12 protein-coding genes are annotated in these 13,497 nt (G+C 34.7%); 5 read left to right on the plus strand and 7 right to left on the minus strand.

The window, feature by feature from the left end:
- Positions 1-22 precede the first annotated feature (22 nt).
- The 3 genes from LPB248_RS03735 to LPB248_RS03745 form a co-directional block, all read right to left on the minus strand.
- The gene (locus tag LPB248_RS03735) at positions 23-2,257 is read right to left on the minus strand and encodes a nitric-oxide reductase large subunit (RefSeq protein ID WP_177210243.1); all 2,235 of its coding nucleotides are present in this window, start codon (positions 2,255-2,257) and stop codon (positions 23-25) included.
- A 91-nt stretch (positions 2,258-2,348) separates the two neighbouring features.
- Positions 2,349-2,876, minus strand: coding sequence for an azurin (gene azu, locus LPB248_RS03740; RefSeq protein WP_177210244.1), 528 nt, complete (start codon positions 2,874-2,876; stop codon positions 2,349-2,351).
- A gap of 20 nt (positions 2,877-2,896) precedes the next feature.
- Positions 2,897-3,346 (minus strand): RrF2 family transcriptional regulator, encoded by a 450-nt coding sequence (locus tag LPB248_RS03745; RefSeq protein WP_177210245.1) that lies wholly within the window; start codon positions 3,344-3,346, stop codon positions 2,897-2,899.
- A 200-nt stretch (positions 3,347-3,546) separates the two neighbouring features.
- On the opposite strand from LPB248_RS03745, the gene LPB248_RS03750 reads away from it, so the two are divergent.
- Both LPB248_RS03750 and LPB248_RS03755 read left to right on the plus strand, forming a co-directional pair.
- Entirely contained in the window at positions 3,547-4,326 is a 780-nt protein-coding gene (locus LPB248_RS03750) for an NYN domain-containing protein (RefSeq protein WP_111424060.1), read from the plus strand.
- Between the two features lie 36 nt (positions 4,327-4,362).
- Positions 4,363-5,877, plus strand: coding sequence for an FMN-binding glutamate synthase family protein (locus LPB248_RS03755; protein ID WP_177210246.1), 1,515 nt, complete (start codon positions 4,363-4,365; stop codon positions 5,875-5,877).
- 52 nt (positions 5,878-5,929) lie between these two features.
- Here the strand turns inward: LPB248_RS03755 and LPB248_RS03760 are convergent, their stop codons facing one another.
- The 3 genes from LPB248_RS03760 to LPB248_RS03770 form a co-directional block, all read right to left on the minus strand.
- Entirely contained in the window at positions 5,930-6,361 is a 432-nt protein-coding gene (locus LPB248_RS03760; protein WP_177210247.1) for a hypothetical protein, read from the minus strand.
- Positions 6,362-6,626: 265 nt separating this feature from the next.
- Positions 6,627-7,034 carry a hypothetical protein gene (locus tag LPB248_RS03765; RefSeq protein ID WP_177210248.1) on the minus strand — a complete coding sequence of 136 codons (408 nt, stop codon included), beginning with the start codon at positions 7,032-7,034 and terminating at the stop codon, positions 6,627-6,629.
- Positions 7,035-7,040: 6 nt separating this feature from the next.
- Positions 7,041-8,219: a glycoside hydrolase family 88 protein gene (locus LPB248_RS03770; protein ID WP_177210249.1), complete on the minus strand. Its 1,179-nt coding sequence runs from the start codon at positions 8,217-8,219 to the stop codon at positions 7,041-7,043.
- A 311-nt stretch (positions 8,220-8,530) separates the two neighbouring features.
- Between LPB248_RS03770 and LPB248_RS03775 the strand changes: the two genes are divergently transcribed.
- Positions 8,531-8,914: a DUF2809 domain-containing protein gene (locus LPB248_RS03775; protein ID WP_177210250.1), complete on the plus strand. Its 384-nt coding sequence runs from the start codon at positions 8,531-8,533 to the stop codon at positions 8,912-8,914.
- Here the strand turns inward: LPB248_RS03775 and LPB248_RS03780 are convergent.
- Positions 8,895-10,673, minus strand: coding sequence for an ABC transporter ATP-binding protein (locus tag LPB248_RS03780; protein WP_177210251.1), 1,779 nt, complete (start codon positions 10,671-10,673; stop codon positions 8,895-8,897). The genes LPB248_RS03775 and LPB248_RS03780 overlap by 20 nt on opposite strands.
- Positions 10,674-10,750: 77 nt before the next feature.
- Between LPB248_RS03780 and LPB248_RS03785 the strand changes: the two genes are divergently transcribed.
- On the plus strand, positions 10,751-11,329 hold the full coding sequence (locus LPB248_RS03785; protein ID WP_177210252.1) for a non-canonical purine NTP diphosphatase: 579 nt from the start codon (positions 10,751-10,753) through the stop codon (positions 11,327-11,329).
- Between the two features lie 203 nt (positions 11,330-11,532).
- The gene (locus tag LPB248_RS03790; protein ID WP_177210253.1) at positions 11,533-13,452 is read left to right on the plus strand and encodes a DEAD/DEAH box helicase; all 1,920 of its coding nucleotides are present in this window, start codon (positions 11,533-11,535) and stop codon (positions 13,450-13,452) included.
- Positions 13,453-13,497: the final 45 nt, after the last annotated feature.

Genomic DNA, 13,497 nt, shown 5'->3' on the forward strand with positions numbered 1-13,497 from the left:
AATCAATTTATTTTTTTGTTTTTTATTTTTTGCTTTTTAGTGTCAGTTCAAATACAAACCAGGCCATTGTTATAAACCCGATTCCGAAAATTGAATCTCCAATGGCGCGAAGCCATTTTAAAGTAATCATTGCTGGCTGCTGCATTAATTCAGATGAACGAGCATACCACATTCCGTGACTGATACTTTCAATTGCCTGCCAAACTCCAATTGGTAATAAGCTTAGAATTGCCATTAGAAATAAACCTATGTTTAATGACCAAAAAGTGATTTTAAGCAGTTTGTTATTCCAGCTTACATTTCGGTATAAACTTCTCAAAACGAATAATACTAAACCAATTCCTAGCATTCCGTAAACTCCGAACAATGCAGTGTGTCCATGTAAAGGCGTTGTGTTTAATCCTTGAACATAATACAAGGCAATTGGTGGATTAATAATGAATCCGAAAATTCCAGCGCCAAGGAAATTCCAAAACGCTACAGAAATCATAAAGTAAATTGGCCATTTGTAATCTGCAATCCATTGTGTTGATTTTGAGATTTTATAGTTTTGATACGCTTCAAATCCGATTAAAGTCAGCGGAACCACTTCTAAAGCGCTAAATGTTGCTCCTAAAGCCATAATTGCTGTCGGCGTTCCTGAGAAATACAAGTGATGAAATGTTCCTAAAATACCTCCAGACATGAAAATAATGGTTGCAAAAAGCACATTTAAAGTTGCTGTTTTCGTTTTTAATAATCCCAAACGAACAAACAAGAACGCAATTACAACTGTTGCAAAAACTTCAAAGAAACCTTCAACCCAAAGGTGAACTACCCACCATCTCCAATATTCAGCAATAGCTAAATTGGTTTGTCTTCCCCACATTAATCCAGCTCCATAAAACATGGCGATTGCAGTACAAGAAACTAAGAACAAAATGATTAGGTTTTTCTCTTCTGTTTTTTTCTTTAAAACTGGAAGTAACGGACGAATCATTAAAGCCAACCATAAAAACAGTCCAACTAAAAGAAAAATCTGCCAGAAACGACCTAAATCAACATATTCGTAACCTTGATGTCCGAACCAGAAATTTTGAACTAAATTTAATTTCTGCATTACTCCAAACCATTGTCCAGCCATAGAACCTAAAACAATAATCAACAGTGCAACAAACAAGAAATTGACACCAAAACATTGAAATTTAGGATCTTTACCCGAAACTGCGGGAGCAATATACAATCCTGTTGCCAACCAAGCTGTAGCAATCCAGAAAATCGCCAATTGTGTGTGCCATGTACGCGTTACAGCATAAGGCAGGATTTTATCAATCGGGATTCCGTATAAACCATTTCCTTCCACTCCATAATGCGCTGTTATAATTCCGAAAACCATTTGCAGAACCATCAGCAAACTCACAATCCAGAAATATTTGGTCACCAAGCCCATAGATTTGGTTTTGCCTTGCTTAATAAGCGGATCTTCTTTTGGAAGCGGAAATTCTTCTTCTTCACCCGATTTTGCATGATAGAAAACTAAGATTCCGACACTTAAAATCAGTAAAATTATACTTACTCCAGACCAAGCTAAAAGTTCGGTTGTGGCGGTATTTCCAACCAATTCATCTGACGGCCAGTTGTGTGTATACGAAATATCTCCATTAGGACGATTGGTGACTGTTGCCCAAGTTGCCCAAAAGAAAAAGGCATTCATTTTATGCATTCTCTCCACATCTTTAATCGAGTTCTTCGGAATCGCATATTCTTCTCTCAACTTATCAAATTGAAGATCATTTGTAAAAAGCCCTTTATAATATTCGCTTAAATATTCAATTGCGGCCAAACGATTTTCCGAAATGGTGAGCACTCCTGTCTCAGCATCGTATCGATTGGTTCTTAAATCTTTCTGCAAACGAACCTTAAGAGCCGATTGTTTTTCGGCATCTAATTCATCATATTTTTGATTAAAATCTTTCTTAGCATAAATATCCAATATAAAAACGGCTTCTCTGTGCAACCAATCCGCGGTCCAGTCTGGGGCGACATAAGCGCCGTGCCCCCAGATAGATCCCACTTCCTGGCCACCTATACTTTGCCAGATATTTTGTCCGTCTTTAATTTCACTTTCGCTAAAAACGGCTTTACCAGAATCGGTTACAATTTCTTTCGGAACTGGTGGTGCCTGCTGATAGATTTCGTAACCATAATAACCCAGCACTGCAAATGATATACTCATTACCAATGCAAAAACCAGCCATAATTTTTTTTCTCTTTTCATTCTTTTCTTATTCAATAAAAGATATTTTTATCCTTTATTAGTTTTTAAAAAAACTCCAAAGCCAGTTACAGCATTTGGAGCTTTTGATTATTTACTCTACAATTAGCACACCTTTCATCATGGCTACGTGACCAGGGAAAGAACAAATAAATGGATATGATCCTTTTTTATCAATTGTAAACTCGATTGTATCTTCTTCTCCACCACCAATTAATTTAGTGTGCGCAACGATTGAAGCTTTTTCAGATTCTGGAATATAATCAGTTGCTTTCGCATCATTAGCTTTTAAAGCAAAAGCTGCTTGGTCTGTTCCTTCTTGCAAAATCACTAAATTGTGTCCCATTGCTTCTTTCGGGATTTTACCAACGTGTTTCAAAGTCAATTTGATTGGTTTTCCGGCAACAGCTTTCAATTCATTTACATTAAATTGCATTTGGTCATTTCCTTCAATAACTAAAACATTTTCCTCTGTTGCTGCTGCTACAGGAGCTTGTTCTCCTTCTGTAGACGGCTCAGTTGTTTCTGTTTGATCAGCTGGAGCTGTTTCTTTTTTACCGCAAGAAGTAACGGCTAAAAATCCCATTAGGATTAGTACTGAAATTTTGGTTTTTGTATTCATTTTTAAAATATTTAATAATATTAGTTGTTCGCATTTGTCGCTTTAAGAAAGAAATCTCCCGATTTTACATCAGAAGCTAGCTGTTCCAGAGTTGTGTTTTTAAGCATTTCTAACAGCAGTCCTCTTATTTTCTTAAACTCGTGATGAACGGGACAAGGATGTTCTTCCGAGCATTCTTTCAATCCTATTCCACAACCGCTGTATATTTTATTTCCGTCAATAGCATCTACAATCTGAATTAACTTTATTTTTTTCGATGCTTCTGGCGAAACTTCAAATCCGCCCCCAACTCCTTTTGTTGAATGAATTATGCCGCTTTTGGTTAAAATCTGCATAATCTTGGCTGTAAATGGTTCTGGCGAATCAATTTCTTTCGCAACATCTTTTATTCCAACCCTAATTCCTTTAGAAGATTTGGTTGCAATAAATATTGAAGCTCTTATTCCGTACTCACACGCTTTTGAAAACATACATCCCTAATTAATTCCATACAAAGATATACAGGTTTTAAATAAAAGACAAATTTATCTTTAATTATTTTTCTAAAGATCAAATCTTATTTATAATGAAAATAATTAGTGTCAATAATTACACATATTCATCATTCAATTCTGATAAAACCCAATTTTAATTTTAACTTTGAGAGTATTAAATTTTAAATATTTAACAAATGCCTTTAAGCAATTCAAAAGATTTAAAACTGGCAGTCCTTATTGATGCAGACAATGTGCCATATAGCAATGTAAAAGGCATGATGGAAGAAATTGCAAAACTAGGAACGCCAACTACGAAAAGGATTTATGCCGACTGGACAAAACCAAATGCAAATGGATGGAAAGGCGTTTTACTGGAACATGCCATTACCCCTATTCAACAATATAGCTACACGGTTGGAAAAAATTCATCAGATTCTGCTCTAATTATTGATGCAATGGATTTGCTATACTCTGGTAAATTGGATGGATTCTGCATTGTTTCCAGCGACAGCGATTTTACAAGACTTGCCGTAAGACTTCGTGAATCGGGTATGAAAGTAATTGGCATTGGAGAAAAGAAAACGCCAAACTCGTTTATTGTGGCCTGCGACCGATTTATTTATATCGAGGTTTTAGATGGAGCTATTCAAAAGAAAAAACCTAAAACAACCGCCACTGATACCAAAAAGCCAATTGAAAAACCTGCCGAGAAAGCACTTCATAAAATTGACAAACAGACTATTGAACTTATTGAGGCTACAATCGAAGATATTGAAGATGACGATGGTTGGGCATTTTTGGGTGATGTCGGAAATCTGATCGTGAAGAAAAAACCCGAGTTTGACCCTCGAAATTATGGTTATTCTAAACTGACTCCGATGCTTAAGTCATTGACTGATATTCTGGAAATCGACGAAAGAGAGTCAGACAAAAAAGGAATCAAGCACGTTTATGTACGTTTAAGATTCAACTAATTATCATATTTATTACCTATTTAATTTTTTAAAAACATGAGAAAAAAATTTTTTATTTACGGATTCTTATTGTTTCTAATTGTTGCTGCAATTTATTACTATACTGGACGAGGTTATTTACTCGTATTTATTATCCCAATCTTACTGATTGTAGGAGTCTATAATGCATCTCAAGAAAAACACGCTATTTTAAGAAACTTCCCTGTTCTAGGTTATTTCAGATATTTATTTGAAATGATTGCACCTGAGATTCAGCAATATTTTATTGAAAGATCTACAGACGGAAAACCTTTTTCTAGAAACCAGCGCTCCTTAGTTTATCAAAGAGCTAAAAACATTGATTCTAGTACACCTTTCGGAACACAATTAAACTTAAATACAGAAAACTACGAAGGAATCAAGCATTCTATTTTCCCTGCAAAAGTAAACGAAGAATTACCTCGTGTATTAGTTGGAGGAAAAGATTGCAAACAGCCTTATTCTGCTTCTTTATTTAACGTTTCGGCAATGAGTTTTGGTTCGTTGAGCGAACATGCGGTTCGCGCCATTAATATTGGAGCAAAAAAGGGGAATTTCTATCAAAACACAGGAGAAGGTGGACTAACTGAATTTCACCTTGCAGGAGGCGGTGATATTACCTGGCAGATTGGTACAGGATATTTTGGCTGTCGTGATGCAGAAGGAAATTTTAGTCCAGAAAATTTTTCTGAAAAAGCAAATCTTCCAAATGTAAAGATGATCGAGATTAAAATTTCTCAAGGTGCAAAACCAGGTCATGGAGGTGTATTGCCTGCTGCTAAAAACACAGAACAAATTGCTAAAATTAGAGGCGTTGTGCCACATACTATGATTCTTTCTCCTCCAGGCCATCATGCTTTTTCTGATGCCAATGGATTAATTCAATTTATTAAGCAATTACGCGAGTTATCTAACGGAAAACCAATCGGATTTAAACTATGTATTGGCAATACTGAGGAGTTTGAAGCAATCTGCCAAGAGATGATCAACGAAGATACTTATCCCGATTTTATCACTGTCGATGGTGCAGAAGGTGGAACTGGAGCTGCTCCTCTTGAATTTGCAGACGGCGTCGGAATGCCTTTTGAACCTGCTTTGATTTTTGTGAATAAAACTTTGGTACGTTTAGGCATTCGTGATAAAATGCGCATTATTGGAAGCGGAAAAATCATTTCTGGTTATTCTATTTTACATGCCATTGCGTTGGGCGCAGACATGTGTAACAGCGCAAGAGGCTTTATGTTCTCTTTAGGCTGTATTCAAGCCTTACGCTGTCATAATAATGAATGTCCAACAGGAGTAGCAACTCAAAACAAAATGCTAATGAAAGGATTGGTTGTTACTGATAAATCTGAAAGAGTGTATCATTTTCATAAAAACACGCTACACGCTGCAAACGAACTTTTGGCTGCAGCCGGAAAAACCTCATTTGCCGATGTTGACATCAACATATTTATGCGTGGAGATGAGTTTACCAATTTATCGGAACTCTATTTCCCAGACAATTTGAAAAACGTTACGCAATTCTCATAAACAGAAAAGCCTCTTCAAAATTGAAGAGGCTTTTTCTAAAAATCTATTTTAATTACAATTTTGCTGTTTCTTTACCTGCGCTTGTATTTCCTTCTAAAACCGCTAATTCTTCTTGATCTACTAATTCTTGAGCCAAAATAGCATTATTATAAGCTAAGAAATACACATCAAACTTTACACCTTCTGCAATAAGAGAAGATGAAATCTGATCGTTTTTAATCATCTCTTTTAATAAGTCTGGAAAAGATTCTTTATAGGCTAATTTATTTGCATCGTTTTCCTCTAAATTCGTTTCAATTCTGATTTCAATTTTATTGTCGTTTAGAAAAGCTTTTGCTGTTGTACTAGTAATACCGCTTCCTTTTATAGAAGATGAATTATTGTAATTACTTACATGTTCCTGAATCTTCTGCTTAGTGTTTTTACAGCTAATTAAAAATAATGCAAAAGCTAGCGCAAATGCGATTTGGGTAATTTTTTTCATAAATTTTTGGTTTAATAGTTATTTTTTAACTCAAACATAATTAATTTATAACATAAAACCAATATACTATTACAAAAAAATGTATGTAATTCTTTGAATTCAAACCGATTATATTCGCGAAAACAAAATATTTGTAAGAATAAAAACGTCTCCTTTACACTTCATTTTTAACTGTAAATACAAAAAAGTCTCTTTAAATAAATTTTAAAGAGACTTTTAATATGTAAGAATCAAAATGATCGGTTTCCTGTAAAAATGTGATTTATTATTTCAAAATATATTTAAGAGATTCCCCTGTAAGCACCTCTTTATCTAATACAGTATTATCATTTGCCAAAAAGTAAACATCAAATTGCACCCCCTCTTCTATTAATTGTCTTGGAATCTGATCTTTTTCAATCATCGATCTTATAAGCTTTACAAATGATATAGAAGAAGCTAATTTATTGCCTTCATTTTGGTCTAAGCCAGTTTCAAATCTCAATTCAATTTTATTATCATTAATGTAACCTCTTGCTGTAGTAAGCGTTACATTTTCGGCTCTAAAACTTGGAGCAATGTTTTTATTGTACGTAACAACATACTCTTGAAGTTTCTGTTTGGTATTTTTACAGCTTACAAGCATCAATACCATCATTATTGCAAAGGCAATCTGGCTTATTTTCTTTAGCATAATATTCTATTTTAGTTTTTGAAGTCTTAATAACGCCTCAAGATAGTAATAATCTGCGTAATTTATAGAACAATCTACCTCACTGTTTGCTGGTTTATGTCCTGTTGAATGCAATAAAAATGCCGAATTGACATCATGACTCTGATAATGATCTGAAAGCGAAACGATCATCTTTTTAGCTTTTGTCAAATATTCAGCTTTTAAATTCTTGTCTTTTGTATACGAACTTAATTCTAAAAGTGCAGACGAAACAATCGCCGCCGCTGAAGCATCTCGAGGTTCGTTAGGAATATTTGGCGCATTAAAATCCCAATATGGAACCAAATCTTCTGTAGTTAATTTATCTAAATAAACACGAGCTAATTTATGGGCAAAATCTAAAAACTTAACGTCTTTTGTTTCCCTGTAAGTCATTGTAAAACCGTAAATCGCCCAAGCCTGACCACGTGCCCACATACTATCATCACTATATCCTTGCGCTGTTCTTCCTTTTATCTTTTTTCCGGTTTCAAAATCATAGATTATGACATGATACGAAGTGTTATCTGGTCTAAAATGATTTGCCATTGTAGTTTCTGCATGCTTTACAGCTATATCATATAAATTTTTACTTCCTCCATTTTTTGAAGCCCAAAACAAAAGCTCCAAATTCATCATATTATCAATAATAGTATTGTGTCCACCCATTTTATTATGTGGCCAAGACTGAATCGTCCCTACTTTCGGATTGAAAAGTGTTGCCAGCGTATCGGCTGTTTTTAAAATAATTTGCTTATACTCTGGATTCTTAGTCAATCTATATCCGTTTCCAAAACTATTAAAAATCTGAAAACCTAGATCATGATCCGCAGCTTTGCTTACAGATAGGGGCGTTAAAAAGCGACTGAATTTATCGGCTTCTTTTTCCCATTTTTTATCTTTTGTAGCTTCATACAAAAACCACAATTCACCAGGCCAGAATCCACTTGTCCAATCTTTATAACCAACAAATTTCCATTCATTACTTCCGTTTGGAACCGTTCTAGGAGAAGTCCCGTCATTTGGAATTACCAATAGTGTTTTAGATGCTTGCTCTGCGCAATAATCTAACTGCTTTTTAATATTAAATGAATTGTTTTTTTGAGAATAGCCTTGGTTTCCTAAAAGAAATAAAGCTGCAATCAGGGTAAAAAATTTTGCCTTCATGTGGTTTCTTGATAAATAGTTATTTTAACCGATAAATGTATGAAATAAAGTAAATTGATTCTGGTTTTGTATTTTTTGTTACCTAAAAACGGATTGTTGACTACCCTATTCTAAAGTATTCGATCTAGTTTGCCATTCCGAGGAACGAGGACACGAGCGATAGCGAACTGGCGAAGCAATTGCCTCCACAGGCTGGTGAATTACTTTGCGGAATTTCTCGTGTGATTCCTCGTTCCTCGGAATGACAAACGAGACTTAATTTCTTTTAAAAATTTAGTCTAAATTTGCTTTAACCAAAACCCAATCTCAACTTGAACAAAACCAGAATCTACTATTTCTTAGCTTTTATAAGCATCATTTTCCTCGGAATCCTTTCAAGAAAAATATCTTTTATCCCGTTATGGATAGGTGATTTTCTATATGCTGTGATGATTTATTTTCTGGTCCGAATATTTCTTCCATTCAAAAATGCATTTTTAGTCGCTTTGTTTTCACTTTTGATTTGTTACGGAATTGAATTTCTACAATTGTATCAAGGCGAATGGATGATAGAACTCAGAAAAACACTTTTTGGAAAATATGTTTTAGGTCAGGGATTTCTTTGGGAAGATATCATGGCTTATACTTTTGGAATCTTTGTGGTTTTTATGACTGAGAAATTTACGTTGCATTATCTCAATCAAAAGTCTGCGTAATTTTTTCGATATTTAAACTGTTTGCCATTGCCATAAATATCTGATGATACGTTCCTTTATTATCATATAATTCATCATGTGTTCCTTTTTCGACACACCTTCCCTTTTCTAGAACTATAATATTAGAAGCATCAATAATCTGGGAAATGCTGTGCGATATAATAATTACGGTTCTATCTTTTTTGATGGCATCCAAAGATTTTTTAATTTGCTCTGTTGCAATAGCATCTAAACTTGCTGTGGGTTCATCGAGGAAAATGATTGGCGGATTTTTTAAAAACAATCTAGCAATTGCAATTCGCTGCTGCTGGCCTCCTGAAAGCAAATGTGCATCAGAATCATATCCTTTTGGCAACTGAATTACCTGTTCGTGAATATAGGCTTGTTTTGCCGCTTCTATAATTTCTTCTTTGGAAGCTTCAGGTTTTCCATATAAAATATTCTCTGCAATTGTGCCTTTAAAAATGTGATTTTTTTGCAGTACTAGACCAATATTTTTACGCAAAAAATCTGTATTGTATTCCACCAAATCAACTCCATCCAAAAATATCTGACCAGACGAAGGCAAGTAGAATTTATCCAATAAATTAATAATCGTACTTTTTCCAGCTCCGCTTAATCCAACCAAAGCTGTGGTTTCATTTGGTTTTACCGTAAAATTAATATCGTAAAGTGCTTGTGTTCCGTTTGGATATACAAAATCTACATTTTTTACTTCGATCAGTCCAACAACTTTTTCCGGGATAAAATCACCGCTCGTTTCCACTTCTTTTTCTGCTTCTAAAATATCGAAGAATCCTTCAGAATAAATCAAAGCGTCATTTACCTCGTCATAAATTCGGTGTAATTGCCTAATTGGCGACGAAACATTATTAAACAACATTATATGAAACATAATCGCTCCAATTGTCATTTGATTATTCAAAACAAAATAAGCTGTTAGAATAATGATAATTACCACTCCAATCTGTTCGACAAAGCTTTTAATGCTTTCAAAAATAAAACTAGTCTTTCTTGTCTGCAGCTGATTTTCGGTCATCTCAAACTGAATCTTTTCATGACGATCGGCTTCTGTAGATTCACGCACAAAGGATTTAATTACTGTTATGGATTCAATTAAACTGATAATTCCGTTGTTCTTAGTTTCACGATAATTGCGCATTCGACGTCTGAATCCACTCAATTTTGTCGCTTGCAATTGACTGATATAAAAATAAATCGGAATAATACATAAACTCACCAAACCCACATAAACATTGGCATAAAACATAATAACTAAAGCCACAAAAGCGTTGGCAAACAAAGGCAGAATATCAATAAAGAAGTTTTGAACCAATCTGGTCAAACTACTAATTCCAGCATCAATTCTGGTCTGCAGTTTTCCGCTTTCATTTTCATCAGAAGTATAAAACTCCATTCGGTAACTTAGAATTTTTTCTACTATAGTTTGCGAAATATCACGTGTAATGAAAATTCGGAGTTTTTCTCCGTAGAATTTCTGTCCAAATTGAACCACAGAATTAACCAATTCTTTAGTTAACAAAACGATACTAATAATTCCGAGTAAATGAAATCCTTTGGATAAAGGTTCGTGGGCAACCATTAAATTGTTTATGGTATCTACAGTATATTTTAAAATTACAGCATTTACCTGCGCCGCAAATGAACCCAAGAAAGTTAGCAATAAAGTTGCAATTACCATTTTTCGATACGGCTTTACAAAAGGCAAGATTTTTTTATAAAGTACTGATAATTGCATTTATTTGAATTTTAGCTAACATATCAAATATAAGAATTCTAAATTTGTGTTGAAAATCATTTAAACACATTATACTTATGAAACTCGTTTTCGCTTCAAACAACAAAAATAAAATCGCCGAAATTCAAAGCATGCTTCCTGATAGCATAAAAATATTGAGTTTAGAAGATATTAATTGTTTAGAAGATATTCCAGAAACAGCTGACACTATAGAAGGAAATGCCATTTTAAAAGCAGATTATGTAACTCAAAAATATGGTTATGATTGTTTTGCAGATGATACAGGCCTAGAAGTAAATGCGTTAAATGGAGAACCTGGAGTTTATTCTGCGCGATATGCAGGCGAACAAAAAAATGCAGACGATAACATGAACAAGCTTTTAGACGCATTAAAAAACGAAGAAAATCGCAGCGCCCAGTTCAAGACCGTTATCACTTTAAACCTGAATGGAAAGCAATATTTGTTTACCGGAATTGCAAAAGGAGAAATTACGCTAACCAAAACAGGAACAAATGGTTTTGGTTATGATCCTATTTTTAAACCAGAAAATTTTAACGAGACCTTTTCAGAACTGCCTTTGGAAACTAAAAACACTATAGGTCATCGCGGAAAAGCAGTTAAGCAACTCATTGATTTCCTGAGCACCACAAAATAATTGTTTAAAATACAACATTTTATTAGCTAAATTTTAGATTTTGAGACGTGTTTTTTGGCATATTTCTTCATTTAACACGAAAATTTATTTCAACAAAAATGTAACTTTTTGATAATCAATTCTTAACAAATACATAATTCTTAAAATTGCATTAGTTTATCTGAATAATTAGCAGTAATTTTGCACCCTATTTTAAAACACATATGAATAAATTTGAACAATTAGGATTGAATGAATCGTTACTGAAGGCGATTTTAGATCTAGGATTTGAAAATCCGTCAGAGGTACAGGAAAAGGCGATTCCCCTATTATTGGAAAAAGACACGGATATGGTTGCGTTGGCTCAAACAGGGACAGGGAAAACGGCAGCTTTCGGTTTTCCGCTAATTCAAAAAATTGATGCCGACAACAGAAATACACAAGCATTAGTTTTATCGCCAACACGCGAGTTATGTTTACAGATTACTAACGAACTTAAAAACTACTCAAAATACGAAAAAGGTATTAATGTGGTAGCAGTTTACGGAGGAGCTAGTATAACAGAGCAAGCAAGAGAAATAAAGAGAGGTGCACAAATTATTGTAGCAACTCCAGGAAGAATGCAAGACATGATTAACAGAGGTCTAGTAAACATTAAAAATATAGATTACTGTATTTTGGATGAGGCTGACGAAATGTTAAACATGGGATTCTATGATGATATCGTATCTATTTTATCAGATACTCCAGATGAAAAAAGCACATGGTTGTTCTCTGCAACTATGCCGCAAGAGGTTGCTAGAATTGCAAAACAATTCATGAGCGATCCTCTAGAAATTACTGTGGGAACTAAAAATTCAGGTTCATCTACAGTTTCTCACGAATTTTATTTAGTTAATGCTCGTGATCGTTACGAAGCTTTAAAACGTTTAGCCGATGCTAATCCTGATATTTTTTCTGTAGTTTTCTGTCGTACAAAAAGAGACACGCAAGCTATTGCAGAGAAATTAATTGAAGATGGATATAGCGCCGCTGCGTTACACGGAGATTTATCTCAAGCACAACGTGACGGTGTAATGAAATCGTTCCGTGGAAGACAAATTCAGATGCTTGTTGCTACTGACGTTGCTGCACGTGGTATTGACGTTGACAACGTAACTCACGTTGTGAACTACCAATTACCTGACGAAATCGAAACTTACAACCACCGTTCTGGTCGTACTGGTAGAGCTGGAAAATTAGGAACTTCTATTGTAATTGTTACAAAGAGTGAGTTACGTAAGATTTCTTCTATTGAGAGAATCATCAAACAAAAATTCGAAGAAAAAACTATTCCATCTGGAATCGAAATCTGCGAAATTCAGTTATTACACTTAGCAAACAAAATTAAAGATACTGAGGTTGATCACGAAATTGACAACTATTTACCAGCAATCAACAATGTTCTTGAAGATTTATCTAAAGAAGAATTGATTAAGAAAATGGTTTCAGTAGAATTTAACCGTTTCATTACTTATTACAAGAAAAATAGAGATATTTCTGTAGGTGGGGAAAGACGCGAAAGAGGTGATTCTGAGCCAAGAGAATTCAGCAACAACGGAGCAGTTCGTTATTTTGTAAACATCGGTTCTAGAGACAACTTCGATTGGATGTCATTAAAAGATTACTTGAAAGAAACACTAGATTTAGGTCGTGATGATATCTTTAAAGTAGATGTTAAAGAAGGATTCTCTTTCTTCAACACAGATCCACAGCATACAGACAAAGTAATGGACGTTTTAAACAACGTACAATTAGAAGGTCGTCGTATCAATGTTGAGATTTCTAAAAATGATGGTGGCGGAAGACGTGACCACAACAACCGTGGTGGCGGACGTAATTCTGGCGGCCCAAGAAGAGAAGGAAACTTTGCTCCTAGACGTGAAGGCGGATTCAGAAGCGATAGAAATTCTTCAAGAGACGGTGGATCACGCGAAGGCGGATCTCGTGACGGAGGTTTTAGAGGTGATAGAAACTCAGCTCCTAGAAGAGAAGGTGGCTTCAGAAGCTCTGCTCCAAGAAGCGAAGGTGGTTCAGATAGAGCTCCAAGACGTTCAGAAAACTTTGGCGATAGCTCAAGACCAAGAAGATCTAGAAGAGATTAATCATTTAAGATCTTAAAATATAAATCCCAAATTCCTACTTTTATA

Origin of the sequence: Flavobacterium sp. LPB0248, from assembly GCF_013388355.1 — a bacterium.
In the GTDB taxonomy this organism is placed as follows: Bacteria; Bacteroidota; Bacteroidia; order Flavobacteriales; family Flavobacteriaceae; genus Flavobacterium.

Bases quoted from the DNA above. Each gene is read 5' to 3' on its own strand.
- LPB248_RS03735 (WP_177210243.1), bottom strand. From the start codon at position 2,257: ATGAAAAGAGAAAAAAAATTATGGCTGGTTTTTGCATTGGTAATGAGT.
- azu (WP_177210244.1), bottom strand. From the start codon at position 2,876: ATGAATACAAAAACCAAAATTTCAGTACTAATCCTAATGGGATTTTTA.
- LPB248_RS03745 (WP_177210245.1), bottom strand. From the start codon at position 3,346: ATGTTTTCAAAAGCGTGTGAGTACGGAATAAGAGCTTCAATATTTATT.
- LPB248_RS03750 (WP_111424060.1), top strand. From the start codon at position 3,547: ATGCCTTTAAGCAATTCAAAAGATTTAAAACTGGCAGTCCTTATTGAT.
- LPB248_RS03755 (WP_177210246.1), top strand. From the start codon at position 4,363: ATGAGAAAAAAATTTTTTATTTACGGATTCTTATTGTTTCTAATTGTT.
- LPB248_RS03760 (WP_177210247.1), bottom strand. From the start codon at position 6,361: ATGAAAAAAATTACCCAAATCGCATTTGCGCTAGCTTTTGCATTATTT.
- LPB248_RS03765 (WP_177210248.1), bottom strand. From the start codon at position 7,034: ATGCTAAAGAAAATAAGCCAGATTGCCTTTGCAATAATGATGGTATTG.
- LPB248_RS03770 (WP_177210249.1), bottom strand. From the start codon at position 8,219: ATGAAGGCAAAATTTTTTACCCTGATTGCAGCTTTATTTCTTTTAGGA.
- LPB248_RS03780 (WP_177210251.1), bottom strand. From the start codon at position 10,673: ATGCAATTATCAGTACTTTATAAAAAAATCTTGCCTTTTGTAAAGCCG.
- LPB248_RS03785 (WP_177210252.1), top strand. From the start codon at position 10,751: ATGAAACTCGTTTTCGCTTCAAACAACAAAAATAAAATCGCCGAAATT.
- LPB248_RS03790 (WP_177210253.1), top strand. From the start codon at position 11,533: ATGAATAAATTTGAACAATTAGGATTGAATGAATCGTTACTGAAGGCG.